The organism is Rathayibacter sp. VKM Ac-2856, assembly GCF_013205055.1.
Taxonomy (GTDB): domain Bacteria; phylum Actinomycetota; class Actinomycetes; order Actinomycetales; family Microbacteriaceae; genus Rathayibacter.
In genome coordinates, this window is sequence record NZ_JABMLF010000001.1 from 1,132,710 (window position 1) to 1,156,695 (window position 23,986).

A 23,986-nucleotide genomic window follows, 5' to 3' on the forward strand; every position below is an offset into this window, starting at 1 on the left:
CGGGCTCGCGCCGCGCCGAGCCCGCCAGTCCCTCCTCCCCCTCCCCCGCGCACACCGCGCGACCGCACCGCATTCGAGGCCACACCATGACCCCCAGCACTCCGGGCGCGAAGCCCGTCATCTTCTCCGGCATGCAGCCCTCCTCGGGCTCGCTGCACCTCGGCAACTACATCGGCGCCCTCACCCAGTGGGTCGCGATGCAGGACGGCTTCGACGCCTACTTCTGCGTCGTCGATCTGCACGCGATCACCGTGCCGCAGGAGCCCGCCGAGCTGCGCGCCCGCACCCGCGCGACCGCCGCGCAGTACATCGCGGCCGGCATCGACCCGGAGCGCTCGACGCTGTTCATCCAGTCGCACGTCCCCGCGCACGCCGAGCTGGCGTGGATCCTCAACACGGTCACCGGCTTCGGCGAGGCCAGCCGGATGACGCAGTTCAAGGACAAGTCGGCGAAGCAGGGCACGGAGGCGGCCTCGGTCGGCCTCTTCACCTACCCGATCCTGATGGCGGCCGACATCCTGCTGTACCAGACCGACTCGGTCCCGGTCGGCGAGGACCAGCGCCAGCACCTCGAGCTGACCCGCGACCTCGCGAACCGCTTCAACACGCGCTTCGGCGGCACCTTCCGCATCCCGGAGCCGCACATCGCGCGCGAGACCGCGAAGATCTACGACCTGCAGAACCCCGGCGCGAAGATGTCGAAGTCGGCGGAGTCGGACGCGGGCCTGCTCAGCGTGCTGGACGAGCCCAAGGTCACCGCGAAGAAGATCATGCGCGCCGTCACGGACACCGAGTCCGAGGTGCGCTTCGACCGCGAGGCCAAGCCCGGCGTCTCCAATCTGCTGACCGTGTACTCGGTCCTCGCCGACCGCACGATCGAGTCGCTCGAGCAGGAGTACGCCGGTCGCGGGTACGGCGATCTGAAGAAGGGCCTCGTCGAGGTCGTCGCGGCGACCTTCGACCCGATCCGCGAGCGCACCGCCGAGCTGCTCGCCGACCCGGCCGAGCTCGACCGGGTGCTCTCCCGCGCCGCCGACCGCGCCTCCGAGACGGCCGAGCGGACGCTCGCGACCGTGTACGAGCGCGTCGGCTTCCTCCGCCGCAGCCGCTGAGCGCGATGATCCGGCTCGCCCTCTTCGACCTCGACGACACGCTCTTCGCGCACGCCCGCGCGGTGCGGGAGGGCATCGTCGCCTACGCGGCGACCCTGGGCAAGGCGTACCGGGGCGACGCGGGCGCGCTCCAGCGGCGCTGGTACGCACTGGAGGAGGAGCACTACCACCGCTACCTCGCCGGCGAGCTGGACTACGAGGGGCAGCGCCGGGCGCGGGCGGCGGCCTTCGCGGCGGACGCGGGCGTCGTGCTCGATCCGGAGCAGGCGAGCGCGTGGTTCGCGAGCTACCTGGGGCACTACGTCGCGGCGTGGACGCTGCACGACGACGCGCTGCCCGCGCTCGACCGGCTCGACGCGGCGGGCGTCCGGATCGGCGTGATCACCAACGGCGACCTCGACTTCCAGACGGGCAAGACGGACGCGATCGGCCTCACGGAGCGGATCGAGCACCTCGTCGCGTCGGGCGAGGTCGGCGTGACGAAGCCGGACGCGCGGATCTTCCACGTCGCCTGCGAGCGGTTCGGCGTCGCTCCGACTGACGCGCTGTACGTGGGCGACCGGCTGGGCACCGATGCGATCGGCGCGGCGCGCGCGGGCCTGCGCGGGGTGTGGCTCGACCGGGTCGGCGGGCCCGAGCACGGGCGCGAGCTGCCGGCGGAGGCCGTCGAGCTCGGCGTGCGGCGGATCGGCTCGCTGGACGAGCTGGACGCGGTCGCGGAGCTCGCGGGCTGACCGGTACGGTCCTGCGTTCCGGCGGAGGCGGGACGGCGGGCCGGTCGAGTGCCGCTGCGGCCGGGTGTCGCTGCGGCCGAGTGTCACCCGCGACGGAACAGCGAGACGACGGCGACGGCGGAGGCCAGGCCGCAGACGACGACGGTCACGGTGTCGTAGGGCGAGTCGATGCCCCTCAGGGACGTCGCCGCAACGGCGGCAGCCATGACCACCGCGAGGAGTCCGTGCCAGACCGGCCGCCGGCGTTCTTCGTCTCTCGTCGTCGTCATCATCCGGAGACTCTGGCACGACCCTGCCCGGACCGCGGAGCCGCGGCGCGCAACGCAGGCCGCCGTCCCGCGCCGTGACGAATCGGGCTTGACAGGCGTGAGCAACCGTCGCTTACCATCTGCGTATGGCACACCTCCCCACACCCTCCCCCGGCGCCAGCGCCGACACCGCCCCCGATCCAGAGGATCGGCGAGGCGTCGCGGCGGCCGTCCGGCAGTGGGTGACCGGCGACCCGAGCGGCGAGGGCGCGGGGCGCGTGCTCCGCGTCGCCGACGCTCGTCTGCAGGGAGCGGTGGAGCAGCTCCTCCGTCCCGGCGACGTCCTGCTCGTCCCCGACGACCGCGCAGCGGACGACGACCGCACGCCTCCTCCGAGCCACACCGGAGCGACGGTGGCCCCCTACCGCGGAGGACTGGACGAGCCGGGGGACGAGGCGTGGTTCAGCGGGCTGCGGGTGCAGGTCGAGGACTACGCCTCGATCGCCTTCCTGCCGCTCACGGGAGCGACCATCGCGCGCCTCCGGGACCTCGACGGCTGGCGTGCGTACCTCGAGGACGCGGATGCGGCGCGGAACAGCGGTCGCCTGCTCCCCCAGCTCCTCGGCGCGACCGTCGCGGTGAGCGGAGCACCGCTCGTCGACGCCGGCGATCCCGTCCCCGTGGCCGCCGTCGACGTCGACCGGGACGGTGTGGCGCGACTCGGCCAGGACGGCGCCGTCCTCGGGGACCTCGGCGATCCCGGCCCCCTGGCGGCGGCGCTGGACCGGTCCCACCCGCCGCTCGCCCGGCTCGCCGGCCTGGGCGGCGACCTCGCCGCGGACGTGACCGATCGTCCCTGGCTGGGTCTGTACCGCGCCGCTCTCGCCTTCGCGGCCCCTCAGGACGACGGCCCGGCCAGGTCGGTGTCCGGCCTCGGCACGACGGTCGCTCCCGGTGGCGACGCGTCGAGGATCACGCGCTCCGACCTCCTCCTCCTGCACCGGGGCGAGGAGCGGGTGCTCGTGCAGCCTCGATCCCTGCGGCGCTTCGCACTGACCGCCCGGGCCGCCGTCGTCGTCGAGCACCTGCTCGGCGGTGGGACAGGGGGCGCGGAGGGGCGACTCCCCGAGGAGGACGCGGTGGACGCCTCGTTCGTCGAACGGATCATCGGGGGCTTCGAGCGCGAGGGCGTCGCTCTCCGAGGAGAGGCATGAGCGCCTCCGCGGTCCTCCTCCCGCTCGTCCCGCCGTCCGTCGCCGCAGCGACTGTGGCCGCCACGGGTGCGTCGGGCGCCAGGATCCTCTTCGCCGACGGGGTCGAGGCGATCGACGTCGCGAGCGGCCTCTGGAACGTGCCGTTCGGGCACGGACGACCCGAGTTCACCGCGGCGATCGCGGATGCACTGGCGGCGGCGTCCTACCTCCCCCTGTTCCGGCGCGGTCACCCCTGGGCGGAACGGGCGGCAGCCGCCCTCCTGTCGGCGGTCGGAGGGTCCTTCCCGCACTCCTCCTTCACCCGGGTCTTCTTCACCACCTCGGGCGGCAGCGCGAACGACGCGGTCATGAAGCTGCTCCGTCAGCGGGCCGCCCTCCTCGGGCGACCGGACCGGCGTCTGGTCGTCGGCCTGTCCGGCAGCTACCACGGGCTGACCTACGGCGCCCACGCCCTGAGCGGCGACCGGCTCGCCCAGGACCTCTACGGCGTCGACCGGTCGGGCGTCCGCCATGTGGCGCACGACGACCCTGGCGCCCTGGAGTCGCTGCTGCTCCGCGAGGGGCGGCGGATCTGCGGGATCGTCGTGGAGCCCGTCCTCGGATCCGGTGCCCTCGAGCTGTCCGACGACGTCCTGGCGGTGCTGCAGCGCGCCTCGCGCGACGGTGTCCCGGTCGTCGCCGACGAGGTGGCGACGGGCTTCGGCCGGGCCGGCCCCTTCCTCGCCTCCTCCCGCTGGCCGTTCGTGCCGGACGCGGTCGTCCTGTCGAAGGCACTGACGAACGGCACGCTCGCCGCGGCCGCCGTCGTCCTCGGTGAGCGGCTCCTCGCGGAGATCGACGCGGCGGACGCTCCCTTCGTCCACGCCGAGACGCAGGCCGGGACACCCGCCGTCTGCGCCGCCGTGCTGGAGAGCCTGGCGCGACTCCCCGAGCTCCTCGGACCCGACGGATTCCCCCGGGTGAGTGCCGGCCTCGACCGGGTGATCGACACCCTCGGCGCTCACCCGCGGGTGCTCGGGCACTCCGGAGTCGGCTGCTTCCGAGCTCTGCGGATCCGGGGAGTCGCCACCTCGGCCGAGGTCCTCGGCCTGGTGGAGGAGATCAGGCGGCGCGGAGCGGTCGTGCACCCGGCGCCGGGCGGCATCCAGTTCCTCCCCGCCGCCGTGGTGAGCGACGCGGACCTGGCGGTGCTGCCCGGCATCGTCGGTGCGGCGCTCGACGCATGAGCGGCCTCAGCACGGATCTGCGCACAGGGCTCGACGCGGACGCTGCGACGAGCGGTGCGCGGCGGACGCTGGTCGTCCTCGACAGCGCTCTCCTCCGGAACGGCCTCGTCGATCCGGAGTCCCTCCCCGGCACGCTCGCCGTCCTCGACGTGACGGAGGAGCAGGGTGCGCTCCTCGACCGCGTCGATCGCGCCCTCCGCGCGGTCCGTCCGGACCGCCTGGTCGGCATCGGCGGCGGCAGGCTGCACGACATCGCGGCGCTGGCGCGGCTCTTCGCCGCGGACCGCGCCCACCGTCCGCGCATCGACACCCTGCTCGGCCGGCACGGCGGGCTCCTCGCGCCGGTTCCGCCCGCGTCGGCCCGGCTCCCCCGGCTCGTCCTGGTCCCGTCGACGATCGGACCGGGCAGCGAGACGAGCGCCGCGGCCTGCCGGGAGATCGACGGCCTGCGGTCGGTCGTGGTCGGCGATGCGCTCCGAGCGGACGCGGCACTGCTCGACGCCGATCTCACCGCGACGCTGCCCCGGTCCTCCGTCCTCGAGGGAGCGGCGGAAGCGGCCCTGCGGCTGATCGGCTCGCGGTCCGGGTCGCCGGCGGATCGCTCCGCCGACGCTCCGGCGCGACGACTCCTCGAGTCGCTCGCGGACGCCGGCGGCCGCGTCGCCGGGGGCACCGGAGTCGTCCACCGGGCCGACCGCGCCGCCCTCGGCTCGGCGAGCGCCGCCAGCCACGACGTGCTGCGGTCGGCGACGGCCGATCCCTTCGCGGCGACGCACTGGTACCTGGCGAACGAGGTGAGCAGCCGCGCCGGCCTGCGGAAGGTGCCGGCGACGATGCCCCTGCTGCCCGTCCTCTGGAGTCGTGACTCGGCCGAGCGCCGCGCGCGGCGACGAGTCGTGTGGCACTGGTTCGCCGCTCCCCTCGAGCTCCACCCCGATCCCGTCGTGGGCAGCGCCCAGTGGTCCGAGCGGTGGGGGATCGCCGTGCCCGCCGTCGAGGACCGCGCACTCCTCGACGCGGCCCCCGCGATCGTCGCTCGATGGGGCCGCTCGGCACTGCCCGGCCTCGCGATCGACGACGCCCTGAGACTCCTGCGCGCGGCGTTCCGCCCGCGCAGGTCCACCGAACGGATGAGGGAGGTGAACACATGATCACGCAGAACGAGCTCGCCTTCCAGGAGCTGGAGCCGGCGGTCGCTCCCGACTGGGAGTCGGCGCGCCAGGGCTTCGGCACGGGGATCCTCGTCGCGGGGCTCTTCCTCGGTCTCCTCACCTGAGCCGCGGCACCGCTGGGATCGGCCCCGCGACCGCGAGGCCGACACGACGAGAGAGCAGGAGAGGAGGAGAAGACATGCACGCATCCGCAGACCTGCGATTCGAGGAGATCGAATCGATGTCCGCACCGGATTCGGACTGGTACATCGCGACGAAGCTCGGGATCGCCGTCGGGCTGGGACTCGGCGCGATCGTCCTGACCTAGCGCAGACGAACCCTGTCCTCTCATGAAGGAGGTGAGAAATGGAGAACAGCACTCTCTTCGAGGAGATCGAGCCGGCCGTCGCTCCCGCCGACGGCTGGAGAACCGCCGATTGGGGCCTGAGGGTCATCATCGGGCTCGGCGGCATCGTCCTGCTGGCGACCTAGGCGGCTCCGCCGTCCGAGCGGTTCCGGGTGCCTCGCGCCCGGAACCGCTCCCCCAAGACCATCCCCACCCCGCAGCCCTGCCCGAGAACCGGAGCGACCATGCACCAGCACGCGGATACCCCGCAGCCCACCGCCGCGAGCGCCGCGCTCCTCAGCGCACTCTCCGCGGAGCCCGTCGCGCCGGAGGACCTCTACGGCCCCGACGGGTCCGTCGTCTACGAGCACTTCACCGCCGACGACCGCAGCGAGATCAGCCCGCTGCTGGCGGCGGTCCGCCGCACCGGGGGACCGATCCTCGAGCTGGCCAGCGGCGGCGGACGCCTGACCGTGCCGCTGCTCGGTCTCGGCCGCCCCGTCGTCGCCGTCGATCTCTCGCCGACGATGATCGACATCCTCCGCTCGCGGATCGCGACGCTCCCCGCCGCCCGGATCGCCGCAGGCTCCCGGGCGCTGGTCGGCGACATGACCTGCTTCCACCTGCCGGAGCGCTTCGGCGCCGTCGTGCTCGGGGCCACGTCCATCGCGCTCCTCGACCGAGCCGGACGGCAGGCCTTCCTCCGGGTCGCCCGCGCGCACCTCGCGGACGGCGGGGTCCTGCTGATCACCGCCTCGACGGCCGGCCACGCCTACGTCGCCGGCAGCCGGAGCTCGCGGGTGCGCGCCGTGCCCGGCCCGTGCGGCGGACCGGGAGCGGCCGTCGTCACCTCCGCCGTCACGCCCGACGGGCTGCACCGCGACGTCGAGGTCGTGCAGCTCGGCGCCGACGCGGACGGTCGGGCGATGGCGCGCCTCTTCCACTCGCGGGTGAACGTTGTCGATGCCGACGAGGTGTCGGAGGAGGCCGCGCTCGCGGGGCTGCGCGTCGCCGGGCGCACCGAGCTGGCGGAGACCGAGGACTCGACGCTGCTGCAGCTGGTCCGGTCGTGAGCGGCCGCGCGCCCCGGCTGGCGGAGAGCGTGACGATCGATGCGCCGATCGCGCCCGGCGCCCCCTGGATCCTCTCGGTGCACGGCGTTCCGCGGGCCCGGGTCGGGCCGGCCGTGGCGACCTTCGCCGCGGGGCTGCGCGCCGGTGGCGGCGACGTCGGCGGGGCGGGAGCCGGTGGCACGACCCCCGGCGGCACGACCACCGGCGGCGCCGAGACGGCGTCCCGGTCCGTCGAGTCCCTCACTCAGGAGGAGGCCGACCGCCTGCTCCGCGAGTTCGCGACGGCCGGGCTCCTGGCCGGTTCCGAGCGCCGCGAGCCGAGGTCCGCGCGGCTGCGGTTCCGCCCGCCGGCGAGTCTCGAGCTGACCCTGCTCGATGCGACGCGTCCGGCGCTCGCCCTCGCGCGGCTCCTGCGCCGTCGGCCGATCCGGCTGCTCGCCGGCGCCGCGGTCGGCGCAGTGCTGCTCCTGGGCGGCGTGAGCGCGATCGTCCACGGCACCGAGATCGGCGCGGTCCTGAGCGAGCCGCTGCCGCTGCCCTCGCTCCTCGTGGTCTCCGCCGCGTTCCTGCTCGCGGGAGCGGTGCACGAGGCCGGTCATGCCGTCTCCCTCGCCGCTCTCGGCGGACGACCCCGCAGGGCCGGGGTGATGATCTTCTACCTCGCCCCCGCGTTCTTCTGCGACGTCACCGACGGCTGGCGCCTCGGCGACCGGCGCTCCCGCGCGGCGGTCGCGCTCGCCGGCCCGGCGGTGCACCTCGTCCTCGCGGCGAGCGCCGCCACCGCGCTGCTGTGGGCGCCGACGGGCAGGGCCGCCCTCTCCTGCTTCGTCGTCGCGGCCGCGCTCAGCGCGCTGACCAATCTCCTCCCGCTCGTGCACCTCGACGGCTACCTCGCCCTGGTCGCGGTCCTCGACCGGCCGTTCCTGCGGAGAACCGCGATCCGCGCCGCCGGCGACGCCGTCCTGCGCCTGCTGGGCGGCACCGCTCCACGCAGCTCCCCCTGGCTCGTCCTGTTCGGAGTCGGCTGCCGCGCCTTCGCCCTGCTCCTGATCGGCTGGGCCTACCTCCGCAGCGTCCCCGTCCTGACCCTCACCGAGCCGGGGGCGGTCCTCGCGCTGGTGTTCGCCGCGGCGCTGCTCGGCGTGCTCGCCGTCGCCGTCGTCCGGTTCGCCCGAGCCGCGAGGAGGGGCGGCGTGGGAGCCCTCCGGGTGGTCGGCGCCACCGCAGTCCTCGCCGCCACTCTCGCCGGGGTCGGCGCCCTCCCCCTCGAGGAGCGCATCGAGGGCGGCTACGTCGTCCGCGCCGGCGAGACCCTCCTCGTCCGGACCTCGGCCGATCCGAGGATCGTGCCCGGCACTCCGGTGCGGCTGACCAGCAACGGGATCGCCGTCCGCTCCCCGCGGTCGACGGCGGTCGTGGACGGCCCCGCGGAGTCGCTGGACGCCCCCGTCGCGGCGCTCGCGCCCCTCAGCGGGCTCGGCGACGTGCCGGCCGTGGGCTACCGCCTCGCCCTGCCCGAGGGAGCGGATCCCGCCGAGGTCGGCGGTGCCTCGATCGCCCTCGGTGACGGGACGGTCGGCGGCGCGGTGCTCGACCTCGTCGCGGGCGCCGCGCTGCGGCGCCTGGAGGTCGGGCGATGACCGCCGCCACTGCGCTCGACACCGCCTTCGCGCACGCCCTCCGCCTGCTCGCCGTCGCGAGCGACGGCCGCACGGTCGCGGGCTGGCGCGGCCGGACCCTCTCCGGTCCCGTCCGGCGCGGGGCCGAGCGGCTCTGGCTCCGCCTCGTGAGCTCTCCCGCCGGGCTCGCCCAGGGGATGTGGTGGACGGGCACGGCGGACAGCGGCGTCCTGCCCGCGCTCCCGAAGCCCGACGTCCTCGCGGTCGAGGAGTGGGACCTGCCCGAGGTGGGCGGGTACCGCCTCCGAGCCGAGCTGATGACCCGCCTCCCGGGCCGACCCCTGTCGCCCACCCCGGAGCTCGCGCCCGGCACCGCCGTCGATCCGGCGGTGTGGGTCGAGCTCGGCCGGGTGCTCGAGCGTCTCGCCGTCGTGCCGACCGAGCGGGAGTCGACCGTCCCGGCGACGGTGGACCGCCTCCTCCACAGCTTCTTCGGCGACCGGTTCCCGCGCGGTACGAGCCGATGGACGACCGCGCACGGCGACCTGCACCCCGGCAACCTGCTCGTCGCTCCACTCGGGATCGCGGACTGGGAGGCCTGGGGCCGGGGCCCCGAGCACCTCGACCTCGCGACCCTCTACGTGCACTGCCTCGCCGCTCCCGACGCCCGGCGGTCGCTCGTCGAGGTGCTCGGCGAGCGCCTGCACTCCGACGAGGCGCGGCCCGCCCTCGCCTTCGCCGCCGCGAAGGTGCTCGCGCGATCGGTCTCCGGCGACTACCCGACCCTCGTCGACCCCGTGCACAGCCTCCTCGACGACCTGTCCGCACGACCGGTCGGCGCCGGCGGGACCACCGCACGACGACGATGACCCTCCCCCCACTCCCTCCCCCACCGGAAAGGTCCGCCATGAGCCCGGCTCTCGACTTCCTGCACTTCACCAAGGCCTTCCGCGGGCGCCGCGTCGTGGACGACCTCAGCTTCTCCGTGCGGCAGGGCTCGGTCGTCGGACTGCTCGGCCCGAACGGGGCCGGCAAGAGCACGGCCCTCCGCGGGCTGGTCGGACTGCTGCGCCCGGACGCGGGTGAGGCCCGGGTCGGCGGGCGCCGCTTCGCGGATCTGCGCGAGCCCGCCCGGGTCGTCGGCGTGCACCTCGACGGCCTCGGCTTCGAGAACGGGATCACCGGCCGACGGCACCTCGCGATCCTCTGCCGCGCGGTCGGGGCGCCCCTCTCCCGGGTCGACGAGCTGCTGGAGCGGGTCGGGCTCGCCGAGGCGGGTCGTCGACCGGTCCGGGGCTACTCGACGGGCATGCGCCAGCGCCTCGGTCTCGCGTCGGCCCTCGCGGGCGACCCGGAGATCCTGGTCCTCGACGAGCCGGCGAACGGGCTCGATCCCGAGGGGATCCGCTGGCTGCGGCGCCTGATCCGAGCGGAGGCCGAGCGCGGGCGCACGGTCCTCGTGTCGAGCCATCAGCTCGCCGAGCTCGAGCACACCGTCGACGAGGTCGTGGTGCTGCGGCGCCGGATGCTCTTCCACGGGCCCCTCGACGAGCTCACCCGCTCGGGCGGGCGGAGTCTGGAGGACGGCTACTTCGACCTCGTCGAGGGCGAGGCCGGCCGATGAGCCGCGCGGTCGCCCTCGCGCGCGCCGAGATCCTCCGTTCGCGCAGCGGCTCGTCGTTCCCTGTCCTGCTCGCCTACGCGATCCTGATCCCCGCGTTCGGCCTGAACGCGCCCGGCACCGTCGACCGGCTCAGCGGACTCGACGACGCCCAGGCGACCCGGTTCGTCTTCGGCTTCGCGGCGTGCGCCGCCCTCGGCGCGTGCTTCTACGGGGCGTACGCGTACACCCGGGAGACCTACTACCACTCCCTCGAGCGGACCCTCCTCCTCGGCAGCCGGGACGCGATCCTCGTCGCGAAGGCGCTGGCCGGCACGATCTCGGGAGCGGTCTTCGGGCTCGTCGCGGTGGCGGGCTGGTGGCCGATCACCGCGGTGGTCCTGGCGACCGCCGATCGCCGCCTGACCACGGACGCCTCGCTCCTGTCCTCCTCGGTCGGAGTCGTCCTCGCCTGCGCCCTCTGCGGCGCTCTCGGCGTCGGCGTCGGCTACGCGGTGCGGAACTACTACGCGTGCATCCCGATCGTGCTGGTCCTGCCCGCCGCCCTCGCCGTACCGCTCCTGACCGTCGCCCGCGACGTCGGGCGGCTGCTCCCCATCGGGGCCGTCGCCGGAGCCACCGGAGCGCCGGTCGAGGGGATGCTCCCGCCGCCGCTCTCCCTCGCCGTCCTGGCCGTCTGGGCGATCCTGGCGCTCCTCGGCGCGCGGATCCTCGAACGGCGGCGCGCCCGATGACGGAGCCGGCAGCGGCAGGACCCCTCCTCCGCGCCGTCGTCGCGGAGCTGCGACGCGTGGTCGCGAGCCGGACGCCGCTCTGGGGTCTCGTCTTCGGGCTGCTCCCCGTGCTCCCGCTCCTCCTCGCCGTGGCGCCGGTCGATCTGCGCGCACTCCCGCCCGGGGAGTCGGAGTCGCTCGAGCACGCGATCACGGCGGCGCTGCTGCAGGGCGGTGCGGTCGGCGCGGCCGCGTTCGGCGCGCTGCGCACGGCCGCCGCGTTCGAGAAGGGGATCCTCGCGCGCGACGTGCTCTCGTCGGGGCTCCGGTCCGCCCTCGGCGCGCGGCTCCTGACGGCGGCGACCGTCGGCGCGGTGCTCGCGACGGCGTCCGTCGCGATCGGACTCGGCGGCGTCGCGGTGGTCTCCGCAGGAGAGGTCGCTCCCGATCCGGGAGCGGCGGCTCTGATCCCTGTGGTCGGCGTCGCAGGCGCGATCTGGGGCGCCCTGATCGGCACGATCGTCCGTGCACCGCTGTTCGTGCTCTTCGCGGCCCTCGCTCCGCTGAGCGCCGCGACCCTCACGAGCGGCACCGCGCTCGAGGACGTCGCGCCCCTCGCCGCCCTGTCGGCGTCCACTCCACCCACGGCCACGGCCGTGCTGGCGGGTCCGGTCTGGCTGCTGGTGCTCGCAGTGGTCGCCGTCGCGACGGGTCGCCGCCGCCCGCTGCTCTGACGGAGCTCGGCGGGGTCTCGATACGCGCTGCGCGCTGCTCGACCAGCAGGGACCGCGCATGCCGCTGCTCGACCAGCAGGGACCGCGCATGCCGCTGCTCGACCAGCAGGGACCGCGCAGCGGGCGCATCGAGATCCGCCGCAGACGCACGAGGGCCCGCGCACATCGCGTGCGCGGGCCCTCGTCGTTCGGCGGTGCGGTGACTACTGCACGTCCTCGTCGACCCAGTCGAAGGTCTTCGTGACGGCCTTCTTCCAGAGGCGGTACTGGCGGGCGGCCTCGTCCTGGTCCATCGAGGGGGTCCAGCGCGAGTCCTCCTGCCAGTTCTGGCGCAGGTCGTCCAGGTTCTCCCAGAAGCCGACCGCGAGGCCCGCGGCGTACGCGGCACCGAGCGCGGTGGTCTCCGCGACGACCGGCCGGACGACCGGGACGCCGAGGATGTCGGCCTGGAACTGCATCAGCAGGTTGTTGGCGATCATGCCTCCGTCGACCTTGAGCTCCTGCAGCGGGACGCCGGAGTCGGCGTTGACCGCGTCCAGGACCTCGCGGGTCTGGAAGGCGGTCGCCTCGAGCGCGGCGCGGGCGATGTGGCCCTTGTTGACGTAGCGGGTCAGGCCGACGAGCGCACCGCGCGCGTCCGCTCGCCAGTACGGCGCGAAGAGACCGGAGAACGCGGGGACGAAGTACGCGCCGCCGTTGTCCTCGACCGTGGCGGCCAGCGCCTCGACCTCGGGAGCCGAGCCGATGAGACCCAGGTTGTCGCGCAGCCACTGGATCAGCGAGCCGGAGACCGCGATCGAACCCTCGAGCGCGTAGTGCACCTCGCCGTCGCCGAGCTTGTAGCCGATGGTCGTGAGCAGCCCGTTCTTGGAGTGCACGATCTCGGTGCCGGTGTTGAAGATCAGGAAGTTGCCGGTGCCGTAGGTGTTCTTCGCCTCGCCCGGATCGAACGCCGCCTGGCCGAAGGTCGCGGCCTGCTGGTCGCCCAGGATGCCCGCGATCGGGACCTCGCGCAGGAGCGACGAGGACTCGACGTGGCCGTAGACCTCGGAGGAGGAGCAGACCTCGGGGAGCATCGACTTCGGCACCCCGAAGGCCTCGAGGATGTCGTCGCGCCACTCGAGCGTCTCGAGGTCGAGGAAGAGGGTGCGCGAGGCGTTGGTGACGTCGGTCTTGTGCACGCCGCCGTCGACTCCGCCGGTGAGATTCCAGAGCACCCAGGTGTCGGTGGTGCCGAACATCAAGTCGCCGGCCTCCGCCTTCTCGCGGGCGCCGTCGACGTTCTCGAGGATCCAGACGATCTTGGTGCCGGAGAAGTAGGTCGCCAGCGGGAGGCCGACGATCGACTTGAAGCGGTCGGGGCCCTCGTCGCCGGCGAGGCGGTCGACGATCGACTGGGTGCGGGTGTCCTGCCAGACGATCGCGTTGTAGACGGGCTTGCCGGTGGTCCGGTCCCAGACCACGGCGGTCTCGCGCTGGTTGGTGATGCCGACGGAGGCGATGTCGTGGCGGGTCAGGTCGGCGCGGGAGAGCGCCTGGCCGATGACCTCGCGGACGTTGTTCCAGATCTCGATCGGGTCGTGCTCGACCCAGCCCGCGCGCGGGAAGATCTGCTCGTGCTCCTTCTGCCCGGTCGAGACGATCGAGCCCTTCTTGTCGAAGATGATCGCGCGGGACGACGTGGTCCCCTGGTCGATAGCGATGACGTAGTCAGCCATGAATGAGTACTCCTTCGTAACGGGGTGAAGTGGAGTGGGCCTGAGAGCGTGACGGTCCCGGGGACCGTCGGCCGTGAGGACCGGCTAGAGGATCGGCAGCAGCGCGGTCGACGCGAGGCCTGCCAGCACGCCGCCGACGATCGGGCCCGCGACGGGCACCCAGGCGTAGCTCCAGTCGCTCGAGCCCTTGCCCTTGATGGGGAGGATCGCGTGGGCGATGCGGGGGCCGAGGTCACGGGCGGGGTTGATGGCGTAGCCGGTCGGGCCTCCGAGCGAGGCGCCGATCGAGATCACCAGGATCGCGACGGGCAGGGCGCCGAGCGCCGCGAGTCCGCCGTCGCCCTGGCGTCCGCCGCCGAAGCCGATGACGACGAAGACGAGGACGAAGGTGCCGATGACCTCGGTGACGAAGTTCCAGCCGTAGTTGCGGATGGCCGGGCCGGTGGAGAAGACGCCGAGCTTGTTCGCCGGGTCGGGCTCCTGGTCGAAGTGCTGCTTGTAGGCGAGCCAGACGAAGACGGCGCCGATGATCGCACCGATCATCTGGGCGAGGATGTACATCAGGATCGAGACGATGTTGACCGGGACGCCCGAGCCGAACTCCGTCGCTCCGCTGGCGGCGAGGCCGAGCGTGACGGCCGGGTTGAGGTGCGCGCCCGAGTTGTAGGAGACGATCACACCGGCGAAGACCGCGAAGCCCCAGCCGAAGTTCACCATCAGGGTGCCGCCGTTGAGGCCCTTGCTCTTGACGAGTGCCACGTTGGCGACGACGCCGCAGCCGAGGAGCACGAGCATCGCCGTCCCCACGACCTCCGCGAGGAACACCACTCCGAGATTGTCCACGTTGACCATTTCCTTTGCATCGAGCGGACGCGCCAGCGCGCCCGAGGCGGGCATCGGTGCCCGCCGTCTGTGAAGTTATCGGCGCCCTGTCCGAGGGACAAGGAACGCCGCGTGCACGTTTGTGCGTTGTCACGACGGAAGTCCCGGCCCGAGAACTCTCTCGAACCGGGACTCCCGTCGATCCGCGCCGTCCCGCCGGCTAGGAGGCGGCGACCGCCGTCGGCGCCTGCATCGAGGTGCCGCCGACATCGACGCCGTTGTACGTCTTGAGGTGCTCGATCGTCGCGTCCACCTCGCGAGCGCGGGTGGCGTCGTCCCAGCCGAGGACCTCGCCGGTGTGCTGCGCGAGCTCCTCGAGCAGCTCGCGGCTGAGCCCGCCGGTGAAGGCGTGGTTGGTGCGGCGCATGACCAGGTCGATCAGGTGCACGACGCTCTCGCGCTGGGCGAGGTAGCGGATCTCACCGGTGGTGAAGTCCTTGTCGAAGTCGAGCGCCTCGTCGTGGCCGTCGGCCAGGGCCTCGATGACCTCCTGCGCGCGGGTGCCGTAGCGCTCGAGCAGCTGGCCGGTGCGGGCCGAGGACAGACCGGAGCGGTGCTGGCTGATCCACTGGGCGCGCGAGGCGTCCGTGCGCGGGTAGCCCTTGCCGCCGCCGATCGCGGTCTTGACGGTCGAGACGCGCCGGGTGACGCCGATCCGCTTGAAGACCTCGTTCGAGAGGTGCTCGGACAGGGCGCGGAACGTCGTCCACTTGCCGCCGACCAGGCTCAGCACTGGGGTCTTGCCGCCGGGCAGGGTCGAGGGCTCGATGCGGTAGTCGCGGGAGACGAAGCCGGGGGTCTCGTCGTCGTGACGGGGCAGCGGGCGGATGCCGGAGAACTTGAAGACGATCTGCTCGCGGGTGACCGGGATCGAGGGGAAGACGTGGTTCACCAGCTCGAAGAAGTAGTCGATCTCCTCCTCGGTGCAGACGGCCGGCTCGTTCGGGTCGGCCTCGATGTCGGTGGTGCCGACCATGACCCGGCCCTTGAGCGGGTAGATCAGGACGATGCGGCCGTCGCTGTGCTCGAAGAACATCTCGCGGCCCTCGCAGGCCTCGACCAGCTCGGGGTTGTCCAGCACGATGTGCGAGCCCTTGGTGCCGCCCATGAACTGCGTGGTCGTGCCGAGCGCGGTGTTGGTGAAGTCGGTCCACGGTCCGGAGACGTTGACGACGACGTCGGCCTGGAAGGCGAACTCCTCGCCGCTCTCGCGGTCGCGGAGCAGCACGCCGTTCTCGGAGGTGCCGACGGCCTCGACGTAGTTGGCCGCGCGGGCCTTCTTGCCGCCGACGAGCGCGTCGCGCAGCACGTCGAGCGCCAGGCGCTCGGGCTCATGCACGGAGGCGTCGAAGTAGGTGGCCGTGTACTTGATCTTCGGGTCGAGCTTCGGCAGCTCGTTCAGCGAGCGCTTGCGCCCGTGGAACTGGTGGCGCGGGACGACGCCGCCGTCGCGGGAGAAGAAGTCGTACAGGGTCAGGCCGACCTTGATCAGCAGCGCGCCGCGCTCCTGGGGCTTGCCCGACTTGTGGGTGAGGAAGCGCAGCGGCGCGGCCAGGATGCCCGAGAACGTCGAGTAGATCGGGATCGTGGTCTGCAGCGGCTTCACGTAATGCGGAGCGATCTTGAGCAGCCCGTTGCGCTCGTGCACACCCTCGTTGACGAGACGGAACTCGCCGTTCTCGAGGTAGCGGATGCCGCCGTGGATCATGTGGCTCGAGGCGCTGGACGCGCCCGAGACGTAGTCGCCGCGCTCGACGAGGGCGACGTCGACGCCGTTGAGCGCGAGTTCGCGGAAGGTCCCGATGCCGTTGATGCCACCGCCGATCACGAGAACGGTCGCGCGGGGAGTGTCCCGCAGGGCGGAGACGCTCTCGCGGAGGGAGGAGCTTCCGGGAGTTCCGACAGACTGTGCCACTTCGTACTCGCCTTCGTGTCGTAGGTGTTTCGTCGAGTGCCTCGTGCGAGTGTGGCCGCCCCAGATGGACGGTTGATATCGCGAGGGAATACAGCCATCCTTGACCCGACAACACATCCGGTCAAGACGGGTGGAAATACGTGCAAGGAGTGCTGATGACCCCTGTCCGACCGGTCGTGGAACTGGACGAGACGACGCACGCGACCCACCCCGACAAGACGCGCGATGCGCTCCGGGCCGCGCAGCTGTACTACATGCAGGACCTGACGATGGACGCCATCGCGCACGAGCTGCACACCTCGCGCTCCTCGGTGTCGCGGCTGCTCTCGCACGCCCGCGCGACCGGGCTGGTCGACATCCAGATCCGCTCCCCCCTCGACCGGGCGAGCGCGCTGTCGGCCGAGGTGCGCGCGCACTTCGACATCACCGCGCACATCGTCCCGGTGCCCGACCACACCAGCGAGATCGACCGGCTCGAGCGCGTCGCCCTCTCGGCCGCGCGCATCCTCGGGCCATTCATCGACTCGAACATGATCGTCGGCATCGCCTGGGGCTCGACGATGAGCGCGATGAGCCGCCACCTGATCGCCAAGGAGACGCACAACACGCAGATCGTGCAGCTCAACGGCGCGGGGAACACCGAGACCACGGGCATCAACTACTCGAGCGAGATCCTGCGCCGCTTCGGCGACGCCTACGCCGCGAAGGTGCAGCAGTTCCCGGTGCCGGCGTTCTTCGACGACCCGATGACCAAGAAGGCGGTCTGGCGCGAGCGGTCGACCAAGCGGGTCCTCGAGCTGCAGCAGCGGATGGACGTCGCGCTGTTCGGCCTCGGCTCGCCCTTCGCGGCGGTCCCCTCGAAGGTCTACATCGGCGGCTACCTCGAGCCGAGCGACTTCACCTCGCTCAGCGCCTCGGGCGTCGTCGGCGACGTCGCCACGGTGTTCTACCGGGCCGACGGGACCTGGGACGACATCCCCATGAACGAACGTGCAAGCGGTCCGGACCTCTCCACCGTGCGCCGCGCGTCCCGCCGCATCTGCGTCGTCTCGGGCGCCTCGAAGCTCCCGGGCCTGCGCGGAGCCCTCGCCGCCGGCCTCCTCACCGACCTCATCCTCGACGAGGGCACGGCCCGAGCCCTCATCTCCGACTGACCCCCCTTCCTCTTCCGCGAGATGCCACTTATGAGCACGACACGCCGCGCTGACTCGTCATAAGTGGCATCTCGCGGAGGGGGTCAGAGGCCGAGGGCGCGGCGGACCCGGGCGGCCGTGGCCTCGGGGTGCTCGAGGAGACCCGAGAGGCGCACGCGGATGTGCCGGTAGCCGAGCGCCTGGATCGCCTCGCTTCGCGCGATGTCCCGCTCGTACTGCCGGATGTCCGTCCGATGCTGGTCGCCGTCGTACTCGACGACGACCCACTGGTCGCGGTAGAGCAGATCCACCCGGGCGACGAAGACGCCGTCCGCGTCGTAGAGCTCGACGTTGAGCTCCGGCTCGGGAAGCCCGGCGCGGATCAGCAGCAGCCGGAGGAGCGTCTCCTTCGGCGATTCCGAGCCGACCCGGACGAAGCCGATCGCCTCGCGTGCACGTCGGCCGCCGCGACCCCGGTACCGTGCCGTCCTGGCCGCGAGGATCTCGAGATCGACGCGGAGGCCGTGTCGGCGCCCCTCCTCGTCGGGTCGCACGAGCGCGTCGCCGAGCACGACGAGCTCGTCGAGCGACCGCGAGTCGGCGAGATGGCAGAACGTGGACGCGGGATCCGTCGTGGGGTAGCCGGCGTCGACGACGGAGACGCCCTCATCCCAGAGATGGTGCGCCTTCACCCCGACGCGCCGCGCGGCGCGCATCGGGGGCGCGACCGAGACGTGCAGAGGAGTCGTCTCCGTCGCCCGCCGGTCCGGCAGTCGGAGCAGATGGGCGGCCGTGGCGTGCGAGAAGAACTCCCCTGGTCGCATCACCGCGGCGAACGCCGCGATCCTCTCGCCGTAGGTCGCCGGCTCGACCTCGGCGCGGGCCCCGCGGAACACGGCGACCGGGTACTCCGCCACCAGCCGGTGCCGCGCCAGCTCGCTCGTCGACGCGTTCACGATCCGGGTCTCTCGTTCCTCCTGCATCCCAGGAGGCTGCCGCACTCGCCGATCCCCCGCGTCCGTTGTCCACAGCCCCCTTCATCGAGATGCCACTTATGAGCTCGACACGCCGAGGAATCACCTCATAAGTGGCATCTCGCGGGAGGGGGACGGGGGTGTGGAGGAGCGAGCGAGGGGGTCAGGACTCGCGGGCGTGGGTGTCGAGGAACTCGTAGACCTCGGCGTCGTCGATGCCGGGGAAGGTGCCGGAGGGCAGCGGGGCGAGGACGTGCGCGTGCAGGCGGGCGCTCGGCCAGGCGTTGCCGTCCCAGCGCTGGGCGAGCTCGGCGGGGGCGCGGCGGCAGCAGGACTCGTCGGGGCAGCGGGACTGCTCGCGGCGGTCGGTGTCGCGGCCGCGGAAGAAGCGCGCCTCGGCGAAGGGGACGCCGACGGTGATCGAGAACTCCTCCGTCGCCGTGGTGCCGGTCTGCGACGCCGACCAGAAGGTTCCGGCCGGGGTGTCCACGTACTGGTAGTACTCCGTCGTGCGGTTGGTGCGGGTGAACGCCGACCTCGCCGACCAGTAGCGGCAGACGATCTGCCCCTCCACGGCCCCGGTCACGTCGGTCGGCAGCGGCAGGCCGTCGTTCTCGTAGGCCTTCTGGATCGAGCCGTCACCGAGCACGCGGAGGAAGTGCATGCGGATGTCGAGGTGCGAGGTCAGCAGGTTGGTGAAGCGCAGCGCCGCCGCCTCGTGCGTGACGCCGAAGCCGTCGCGGAAGTCCTCCACCGAGATGTCGCGGTCGCGCTTCGCCTCCTCCAGGAACGCGACGGCCGGCTCCAGCGGCATCAGGCAGGCCGCGGCGAAGTAGTTGATCTCGAGCCGCTGCCGGAGGAAGTCGGCGTAGGTGACCGGGCGCTCGTGACCGAGCAGGCGGTGCGCCATCGCCTGCAGCGCCAGCGCACGCAGTCCGTGCCCGCCGGGGATGGAGGCGGGCGGGAGGTAGATGCGTCCGTTCGCGAGGTCGATCACCGATCGCGCCGAGTGCGGCAGATCGCCGACGTGGATGATCTCGAAGCCGAGGTGGCGCGCCATCTTCGAGACCGAGCTGTGCGTCAGCGCGCCGCCACGGTGGCCGACCGTGCGGAGCATCTCGCCGGCGACCGCCTCGATCTCGGGCAGGTGGGCGTTGCGCTCGCGCAGCTGCAGACGCTGCGCGGTGTTGGCGCGCCGTGCCTCCTCCGGTGTCGCACTGGCCTCGCTGCGACGGCGCGCCAGCTCGCGGTAGACGCCGAGGAACGCCTCGAGCACCGGGGTCGTCAGCCCCTTGTTCACCTTGAACTCGGGCAGTCCGAGCGAGCGGTAGAGCGAGCCCTTCTGCACCCGCGCCAGCTCGATCTCGAGGGCGGCGCGCTCGCTCGGCGGCTCGTCCGAGAGCAGCGCGGCCAGCTCGACGCCCAGCGCGGAGGCGAGGCCCTGCATCAGCGAGAGGCGCGGCTCGCGTCGCCCGGTCTCGATCAGCGAGAGCTGACTGCCCGAGACGCCGACGCGCTCGGCGAGCTGCCCGAGGGTCAGACCGCGCCGCGTGCGGAAGTGCCGGATCCGCTGCCCGAGCAGCGCGGCGTCGGTCCCGGACGAGGGGGCGGTGGTGTCGGTCACGGCGAGCTCCAGCGATCGGTTGTGACGGAGGAGCAAAAAGAGCCGTTCTTGACGGCTTCAGCCCCGCAAATACCCTCCGATCCTCCTCCATCCTGGCTTCAGGCGCCAGAGAGCGCCCCTCGAGATGTCGGATCACGACCGCCACGAGGACCGACTCCCCACCCCGTCGACGACGACTGCACTGAAAGCGGAGCCAGCATGAGCATCTACAGCAACACCCTCCTCCTCGAACCGCGCACCCTCACCGCGCCGACCCCGGTCGCCGCGCCGGTCGTGCCGCCCGCCCCGCTCGCCCTGCGCCGCTGGGTCCGCGAGACCGCCGCGATCCTCCAGCCCGATGCCGTCGAGTGGTGCGACGGCTCCCCCGCCGAGTGGTACCGCCTCACCGCCCGCATGGTGGCCGAGGGCACGCTGATCCCGCTCAACCCGGAGTGGCGGCCCGGCTCGTTCCTCGCCCGCACCGACCCCGACGACGTCGCCCGCGTCGAGGACCGCACCTTCATCTGCACCACCGACGAGGCCGACGCGGGCCCGACCAACAACTGGCGCGAGGCCTCGGCGATGAAGGAGGAGCTCGCTCCCCACTTCACCGGCGCCATGCGCGGCCGGACCCTCTACGTCGTCCCGTTCTCGATGGGGCCGGTCGGCGGTCCGCTCTCGCAGCTCGGCGTCCAGCTCACCGACTCCCCCTACGCCGTGCTGAACATGCGGATCATGGCCCGCGTCGGCTCCGCGCCGCTCGCGGCCTTCACCGAGGAGACCGACTTCGTCCGCGGCGTGCACTCCGTCGGGTTCCCGCTCCGCGACGCCGACGGCACGACCCGCGCGGACGTCGCCTGGCCGTGCAATCCGACGAAGTACATCACCCAGTTCCCCGAGACGCGCGAGATCTGGTCGTTCGGCTCCGGCTACGGCGGCAACGCGCTGCTGGCGAAGAAGTGCTTCGCCCTGCGGATCGCCTCGACGATGGGACGCGACGAGGGCTGGCTGGCCGAGCACATGCTCCTCATCCGGATCGTCTCGCCCGAGGGGCGCAGCTACCACGTGGCCGCCGCGTTCCCGAGCGCCTGCGGCAAGACGAACCTCGCCATGCTGCAGCCGACGATCCCCGGCTGGCGCGTGGAGACGCTCGGCGACGACATCACCTGGATGCGCAAGGGCACGGACGGCCGCCTCCGCGCGATGAACCCCGAGACCGGCTTCTTCGGTGTCGCACCCGGCACGGGGCTGAGCAGCAACCCGCACGCCGTGCAGACGCTCTGGGGGAACACGATCTTCACCAACGTCGCTCTGCGCGAGGACGGCGACGTCTGGTGGGAGGGACTCACCGACGAGGTGCCCGAGCGGCTGACCGACTGGCGCGGCGAGCCGTGGACCCCCGCCTCCGGGACGCCGGCGGCGCACCCGAACGCGCGCTTCACCTCGCCGATCGAGCAGTGCCCGACGCTGTCGGACGACTGGGACGCCTTCGAGGGCGTGCCGCTGGACGCGATCGTCTTCGGCGGCCGGCGCGCCAGCAACGTGCCGCTGGTGACCCAGGCGACCTCGTGGCAGCACGGCGTCTTCCTCGGCGCGACCATCGCCTCGGAGAAGACGGCCGCAGCGGAGGGGACGGTCGGCGAGCTGCGCCGCGATCCGTTCGCGATGCTGCCCTTCTGCGGCTACAACATGGCCGACTACTTCGCGCACTGGCTCGCGGTCGGCGCGGACCTCGGCGAGAAGGCGCCGGCGATCTTCCAGGTCAACTGGTTCCGCAAGGGCGCCGACGGCTCCTTCCTCTGGCCCGGCTTCGGCGACAACGCGCGGGTGCTGCAGTGGATGGTGCGGCGGCTGGAGGGGCTCGCGGAGTCGCGGCCGAGCCCGATCGGCGACCTGCCGCTGTCGGTGAACACGCACGGGCTGAACCTGTCGGCGGCCGCGAAGGAGGAGCTGCTCTCGGTCCCGGTGGACGCCTGGCTCGACGAGTGCGCGCTCACCGAGCAGTTCTTCGCCCGCTTCGGCGACCGGCTGCCGCCCGAGCTGGCCGCGGAGCTCCGGGCGCTGCGGCTCCGGCTGCTCGCCCAGGACGCCCAGGCGGCCTGACCCCCGATCCCGCCGGCCCCGCGCCGGCGCCCATCGTGGCCCGCGGAGGGGATCATCCCCTTCTTCGCATCCCCCTCCGCGGGTCCACTCCCCCTGGCCCCCATGCTGATCGAGTAGCCCCGAAGGGGCGTATCGAGATCCACCGTCGGCGCACGCGAGGTCTCGATACGCCGCTGCCGCGGCTACTCGACCAGCATGGTGGGGCCGCTGCCGCGGCTACTCGACCAGCATGAGACGGGGGCCGCCCGCGCAGCTCCTCCTCGACCAGCATGAGACGGGGGGGCCGCCCGCGCAGCTCCTCCTCGACCAGCATGAAACGAGGGCTGCCCGCGCGGCTCCTCCTCGACCAGCATGATCTCGGCGGCGCCCCCGCGGCTCCTCGACCCCACACCCCTCCCTCGCGCGACCAGACGGGCACCATGAACGACCGCATCACCCTCCGCTTCCTCGCCGCGCCGCAGGACGCGACCGCCGACGGCCGCAGCGTCCAGGCCGGCCGCGTGCTCGAGTGGATCGACAAGGCCGGTTACGCCTGCGCCGTCGGCTGGAGCGGCGGCTACTGCGTGACCGCGTACGTCGGCAACGTGCACTTCACCCGCCCGATCACCGTCGGGCACCTGATCGAGGCGAGCGCCCAGGTCATCCACACCGGCCGCACGAGCATGCACGTGCTGGTGCGCGTCGCCCAGGCCGACCCCCGTACCGGGCGCTACGCGGACGCGACGCACTGCCTCCTGATCTTCGTCGCCGTCGATGAGGAGAAGCGGCCGCGCCCGGTGCCCGAGTGGACCCCGCGCACGATCGAGGACCTGGCCCTCGCCGAGGGCGCCGCCGCCCGCATCGACGGCCGCCGCGCCCTGCACGACGTGATGCGCGCCCAGGAGTACACCGAGGCGGGCACCGGCCCGCGGATCGTCTTCCGCTTCCTCGCCGCGCCCGGCGATGTGAACTGGGGCGGCAACGCCCACGGCGGCATCGTGATGCGCTGGATCGACGAGGCCGCCGACGCCGTCGCGCAGCGCTGGAGCGGCCGGGACGCGGTCGCCGTCTACTCCGGCGGCATCCACTTCTACCGCCCGGTCCGCATCGGGCACCTCGTCGAGGTGGAGGCGCGGCTGATCCACACCGGGCCGCGATCGATGCACCTGGCGATCCACGTGCGCTCCGGCGACCCGCGGACCGGCGCTCTCGAGCTGACGACCCAGTGCATGAGCGTCTTCGTCGTGCGCGGCGCGGACGGAGCGGCCGACGCCGTGCCCCCGCTCGCCCCGCAGAGCGACGAGGACCGCCGGCTCGACGAGCACGCACAGGAGCTGATCCGCCTGCGGGCGCAGCTGCCGGCCCTCCCGGTGGGCGTCGCGGCGACGCTCGCGTGACCGGCCCACGCCCGCGGACCGGCGCTAGGGTCGGAGCGTGAAGATCCTCGTCGTCAACGGCCCGAACCTGAACCTCCTCGGCACCCGCGAGCCCTCGGTCTACGGCTCCGACACGCTCGCCGACGCCGACGCGCTCGCCACCCGCGCCGCGCAGGGGCTGGGCCTCGAGATCGAGTTCTTCCAGAGCAACTCGGAGGGCGCGATCATCGACCGCCTGCACGCCGCGCGCGGTGACGCCGCCGGGCTCGTGCTGAACGTCGGCGCCTACACGCACACCTCGATCGCGATCCGCGACGCCGTGCTCGCGACCGAGCTGCCGCTGGTGGAGGTGCATGTCAGCAACGTGCACCGGCGCGAGGAGTTCCGCCGGCACTCCTACCTGTCGGACATCGCGGTCGCCGTGATCGTCGGCGCCGGGATCGCGGGCTACGGCTACGCGGTGGACGTCCTCGCGCGGACCCTGGGGGCGACGACGCCGGACGCGTAGCGTC

24 protein-coding genes are annotated in these 23,986 nt (G+C 72.9%); 18 read left to right on the top strand and 6 right to left on the bottom strand.

Features of this window, described 5'->3' with window-relative positions; translation table 11 throughout:
* Positions 1 to 86: 86 nt before the first annotated feature.
* Positions 87 to 1,112, top strand: coding sequence for a tryptophan--tRNA ligase (trpS, locus tag HQQ82_RS05200; RefSeq protein ID WP_173231952.1), 1,026 nt, complete (start codon positions 87 to 89; stop codon positions 1,110 to 1,112).
* Between the two features lie 5 nt (positions 1,113 to 1,117).
* Positions 1,118 to 1,846 (top strand): HAD family hydrolase, encoded by a 729-nt coding sequence (locus tag HQQ82_RS05205; RefSeq protein ID WP_173231953.1) that lies wholly within the window; start codon positions 1,118 to 1,120, stop codon positions 1,844 to 1,846.
* A gap of 83 nt (positions 1,847 to 1,929) precedes the next feature.
* Here the strand turns inward: HQQ82_RS05205 and HQQ82_RS05210 are convergent, their stop codons facing one another.
* Complete coding sequence (locus HQQ82_RS05210; protein WP_173231954.1) at positions 1,930 to 2,115, bottom strand: hypothetical protein; 186 nt, start codon at positions 2,113 to 2,115, stop codon at positions 1,930 to 1,932.
* A 125-nt stretch (positions 2,116 to 2,240) separates the two neighbouring features.
* Here HQQ82_RS05210 and HQQ82_RS05215 point away from each other — a divergent pair, with 125 nt between their 5' ends.
* The 12 genes from HQQ82_RS05215 to HQQ82_RS05255 all read left to right on the top strand — a co-directional run bounded on the left by HQQ82_RS05215 (position 2,241) and on the right by HQQ82_RS05255 (position 11,791).
* Positions 2,241 to 3,308: a hypothetical protein gene (locus HQQ82_RS05215; protein ID WP_173231955.1), complete on the top strand. Its 1,068-nt coding sequence runs from the start codon at positions 2,241 to 2,243 to the stop codon at positions 3,306 to 3,308.
* Positions 3,305 to 4,534, top strand: coding sequence for a daptide-type RiPP biosynthesis aminotransferase (mpaD, locus tag HQQ82_RS05220; RefSeq protein ID WP_173231956.1), 1,230 nt, complete (start codon positions 3,305 to 3,307; stop codon positions 4,532 to 4,534). The genes HQQ82_RS05215 and mpaD overlap by 4 nt, the downstream gene beginning before the upstream one ends.
* Positions 4,531 to 5,685 carry an iron-containing alcohol dehydrogenase gene (locus HQQ82_RS05225; protein WP_173231957.1) on the top strand — a complete coding sequence of 385 codons (1,155 nt, stop codon included), beginning with the start codon at positions 4,531 to 4,533 and terminating at the stop codon, positions 5,683 to 5,685. Before mpaD ends, HQQ82_RS05225 begins: the two co-directional genes overlap by 4 nt.
* Positions 5,682 to 5,810, top strand: a complete 129-nt coding sequence (locus HQQ82_RS20255) for a hypothetical protein (protein ID WP_301952383.1) — start codon at positions 5,682 to 5,684, stop codon at positions 5,808 to 5,810. Before HQQ82_RS05225 ends, HQQ82_RS20255 begins: the two co-directional genes overlap by 4 nt.
* Before the next feature lie 74 nt (positions 5,811 to 5,884).
* Complete coding sequence (locus tag HQQ82_RS20260; RefSeq protein WP_301952384.1) at positions 5,885 to 6,013, top strand: daptide-type RiPP; 129 nt, start codon at positions 5,885 to 5,887, stop codon at positions 6,011 to 6,013.
* Positions 6,014 to 6,051: 38 nt separating this feature from the next.
* Positions 6,052 to 6,177, top strand: a complete 126-nt coding sequence (locus tag HQQ82_RS20265; RefSeq protein WP_301952385.1) for a hypothetical protein — start codon at positions 6,052 to 6,054, stop codon at positions 6,175 to 6,177.
* Positions 6,178 to 6,276: 99 nt separating this feature from the next.
* Positions 6,277 to 7,104 carry a daptide-type RiPP biosynthesis methyltransferase gene (gene mpaM, locus HQQ82_RS05230; RefSeq protein WP_173231958.1) on the top strand — a complete coding sequence of 276 codons (828 nt, stop codon included), beginning with the start codon at positions 6,277 to 6,279 and terminating at the stop codon, positions 7,102 to 7,104.
* Complete coding sequence (gene mpaP, locus HQQ82_RS05235) at positions 7,101 to 8,744, top strand: daptide biosynthesis intramembrane metalloprotease (protein ID WP_173239154.1); 1,644 nt, start codon at positions 7,101 to 7,103, stop codon at positions 8,742 to 8,744. The genes mpaM and mpaP overlap by 4 nt, the downstream gene beginning before the upstream one ends.
* Positions 8,741 to 9,592, top strand: coding sequence for a phosphotransferase (locus HQQ82_RS05240; RefSeq protein WP_173231960.1), 852 nt, complete (start codon positions 8,741 to 8,743; stop codon positions 9,590 to 9,592). The genes mpaP and HQQ82_RS05240 overlap by 4 nt, the downstream gene beginning before the upstream one ends.
* 38 nt (positions 9,593 to 9,630) lie before the next feature.
* Positions 9,631 to 10,347 carry an ABC transporter ATP-binding protein gene (locus HQQ82_RS05245; protein ID WP_173231961.1) on the top strand — a complete coding sequence of 239 codons (717 nt, stop codon included), beginning with the start codon at positions 9,631 to 9,633 and terminating at the stop codon, positions 10,345 to 10,347.
* Positions 10,344 to 11,078, top strand: coding sequence for a hypothetical protein (locus HQQ82_RS05250; protein WP_173231962.1), 735 nt, complete (start codon positions 10,344 to 10,346; stop codon positions 11,076 to 11,078). The genes HQQ82_RS05245 and HQQ82_RS05250 overlap by 4 nt, the downstream gene beginning before the upstream one ends.
* On the top strand, positions 11,075 to 11,791 hold the full coding sequence (locus tag HQQ82_RS05255) for a hypothetical protein (protein WP_173231963.1): 717 nt from the start codon (positions 11,075 to 11,077) through the stop codon (positions 11,789 to 11,791). Before HQQ82_RS05250 ends, HQQ82_RS05255 begins: the two co-directional genes overlap by 4 nt.
* Before the next feature lie 203 nt (positions 11,792 to 11,994).
* On the opposite strand, the gene glpK is transcribed toward HQQ82_RS05255, so the two are convergent.
* From glpK to HQQ82_RS05270, 3 genes are all read right to left on the bottom strand, one after another.
* The gene (gene glpK, locus HQQ82_RS05260) at positions 11,995 to 13,509 is read right to left on the bottom strand and encodes a glycerol kinase GlpK (protein ID WP_173231964.1); all 1,515 of its coding nucleotides are present in this window, start codon (positions 13,507 to 13,509) and stop codon (positions 11,995 to 11,997) included.
* Between the two features lie 84 nt (positions 13,510 to 13,593).
* A complete protein-coding gene (locus tag HQQ82_RS05265) occupies positions 13,594 to 14,361 on the bottom strand; it encodes an MIP/aquaporin family protein (protein WP_173231965.1) in 768 nt (255 codons plus the stop codon).
* 190 nt (positions 14,362 to 14,551) lie between these two features.
* The gene (locus HQQ82_RS05270; RefSeq protein WP_367947822.1) at positions 14,552 to 16,306 is read right to left on the bottom strand and encodes a glycerol-3-phosphate dehydrogenase/oxidase; all 1,755 of its coding nucleotides are present in this window, start codon (positions 16,304 to 16,306) and stop codon (positions 14,552 to 14,554) included.
* A gap of 155 nt (positions 16,307 to 16,461) precedes the next feature.
* Between HQQ82_RS05270 and HQQ82_RS05275 the strand changes: the two genes are divergently transcribed.
* Positions 16,462 to 17,460, top strand: a complete 999-nt coding sequence (locus tag HQQ82_RS05275; RefSeq protein WP_173231967.1) for a sugar-binding transcriptional regulator — start codon at positions 16,462 to 16,464, stop codon at positions 17,458 to 17,460.
* Positions 17,461 to 17,543: 83 nt separating this feature from the next.
* Here HQQ82_RS05275 and HQQ82_RS05280 read toward each other — a convergent pair whose 3' ends face one another.
* Together HQQ82_RS05280 and HQQ82_RS05285 are read right to left on the bottom strand one after the other, a co-directional pair.
* Positions 17,544 to 18,422 carry an endonuclease domain-containing protein gene (locus HQQ82_RS05280; protein WP_173231968.1) on the bottom strand — a complete coding sequence of 293 codons (879 nt, stop codon included), beginning with the start codon at positions 18,420 to 18,422 and terminating at the stop codon, positions 17,544 to 17,546.
* Between the two features lie 154 nt (positions 18,423 to 18,576).
* Entirely contained in the window at positions 18,577 to 20,037 is a 1,461-nt protein-coding gene (locus HQQ82_RS05285) for an XRE family transcriptional regulator (RefSeq protein WP_173231969.1), read from the bottom strand.
* A 198-nt stretch (positions 20,038 to 20,235) separates the two neighbouring features.
* On the opposite strand from HQQ82_RS05285, the gene HQQ82_RS05290 reads away from it, so the two are divergent.
* The 3 genes from HQQ82_RS05290 (at position 20,236) to aroQ (ending at position 23,982) form a co-directional block, all read left to right on the top strand.
* The gene (locus HQQ82_RS05290) at positions 20,236 to 22,119 is read left to right on the top strand and encodes a phosphoenolpyruvate carboxykinase (GTP) (protein WP_173231970.1); all 1,884 of its coding nucleotides are present in this window, start codon (positions 20,236 to 20,238) and stop codon (positions 22,117 to 22,119) included.
* A 419-nt stretch (positions 22,120 to 22,538) separates the two neighbouring features.
* Complete coding sequence (locus tag HQQ82_RS05295) at positions 22,539 to 23,495, top strand: acyl-CoA thioesterase (protein WP_173231971.1); 957 nt, start codon at positions 22,539 to 22,541, stop codon at positions 23,493 to 23,495.
* A 37-nt stretch (positions 23,496 to 23,532) separates the two neighbouring features.
* On the top strand, positions 23,533 to 23,982 hold the full coding sequence (gene aroQ, locus HQQ82_RS05300) for a type II 3-dehydroquinate dehydratase (RefSeq protein WP_173231972.1): 450 nt from the start codon (positions 23,533 to 23,535) through the stop codon (positions 23,980 to 23,982).
* The last annotated feature ends 4 nt before the right edge of the window (positions 23,983 to 23,986 follow it).

Excerpts from the sequence above, each read along its gene's own strand:
- trpS (WP_173231952.1), top strand. The coding sequence starts at position 87 with ATGACCCCCAGCACTCCGGGCGCGAAGCCCGTCATCTTCTCCGGCATG.
- HQQ82_RS05205 (WP_173231953.1), top strand. The coding sequence starts at position 1,118 with ATGATCCGGCTCGCCCTCTTCGACCTCGACGACACGCTCTTCGCGCAC.
- HQQ82_RS05210 (WP_173231954.1), bottom strand. The coding sequence starts at position 2,115 with ATGACGACGACGAGAGACGAAGAACGCCGGCGGCCGGTCTGGCACGGA.
- HQQ82_RS05215 (WP_173231955.1), top strand. The coding sequence starts at position 2,241 with ATGGCACACCTCCCCACACCCTCCCCCGGCGCCAGCGCCGACACCGCC.
- mpaD (WP_173231956.1), top strand. The coding sequence starts at position 3,305 with ATGAGCGCCTCCGCGGTCCTCCTCCCGCTCGTCCCGCCGTCCGTCGCC.
- HQQ82_RS05225 (WP_173231957.1), top strand. The coding sequence starts at position 4,531 with ATGAGCGGCCTCAGCACGGATCTGCGCACAGGGCTCGACGCGGACGCT.
- HQQ82_RS20255 (WP_301952383.1), top strand. The coding sequence starts at position 5,682 with ATGATCACGCAGAACGAGCTCGCCTTCCAGGAGCTGGAGCCGGCGGTC.
- HQQ82_RS20260 (WP_301952384.1), top strand. The coding sequence starts at position 5,885 with ATGCACGCATCCGCAGACCTGCGATTCGAGGAGATCGAATCGATGTCC.
- HQQ82_RS20265 (WP_301952385.1), top strand. The coding sequence starts at position 6,052 with ATGGAGAACAGCACTCTCTTCGAGGAGATCGAGCCGGCCGTCGCTCCC.
- mpaM (WP_173231958.1), top strand. The coding sequence starts at position 6,277 with ATGCACCAGCACGCGGATACCCCGCAGCCCACCGCCGCGAGCGCCGCG.
- HQQ82_RS05240 (WP_173231960.1), top strand. The coding sequence starts at position 8,741 with ATGACCGCCGCCACTGCGCTCGACACCGCCTTCGCGCACGCCCTCCGC.
- HQQ82_RS05245 (WP_173231961.1), top strand. The coding sequence starts at position 9,631 with ATGAGCCCGGCTCTCGACTTCCTGCACTTCACCAAGGCCTTCCGCGGG.
- HQQ82_RS05250 (WP_173231962.1), top strand. The coding sequence starts at position 10,344 with ATGAGCCGCGCGGTCGCCCTCGCGCGCGCCGAGATCCTCCGTTCGCGC.
- HQQ82_RS05255 (WP_173231963.1), top strand. The coding sequence starts at position 11,075 with ATGACGGAGCCGGCAGCGGCAGGACCCCTCCTCCGCGCCGTCGTCGCG.
- glpK (WP_173231964.1), bottom strand. The coding sequence starts at position 13,509 with ATGGCTGACTACGTCATCGCTATCGACCAGGGGACCACGTCGTCCCGC.
- HQQ82_RS05265 (WP_173231965.1), bottom strand. The coding sequence starts at position 14,361 with ATGGTCAACGTGGACAATCTCGGAGTGGTGTTCCTCGCGGAGGTCGTG.
- HQQ82_RS05275 (WP_173231967.1), top strand. The coding sequence starts at position 16,462 with ATGACCCCTGTCCGACCGGTCGTGGAACTGGACGAGACGACGCACGCG.
- HQQ82_RS05280 (WP_173231968.1), bottom strand. The coding sequence starts at position 18,422 with ATGCAGGAGGAACGAGAGACCCGGATCGTGAACGCGTCGACGAGCGAG.
- HQQ82_RS05290 (WP_173231970.1), top strand. The coding sequence starts at position 20,236 with ATGAGCATCTACAGCAACACCCTCCTCCTCGAACCGCGCACCCTCACC.
- HQQ82_RS05295 (WP_173231971.1), top strand. The coding sequence starts at position 22,539 with ATGAACGACCGCATCACCCTCCGCTTCCTCGCCGCGCCGCAGGACGCG.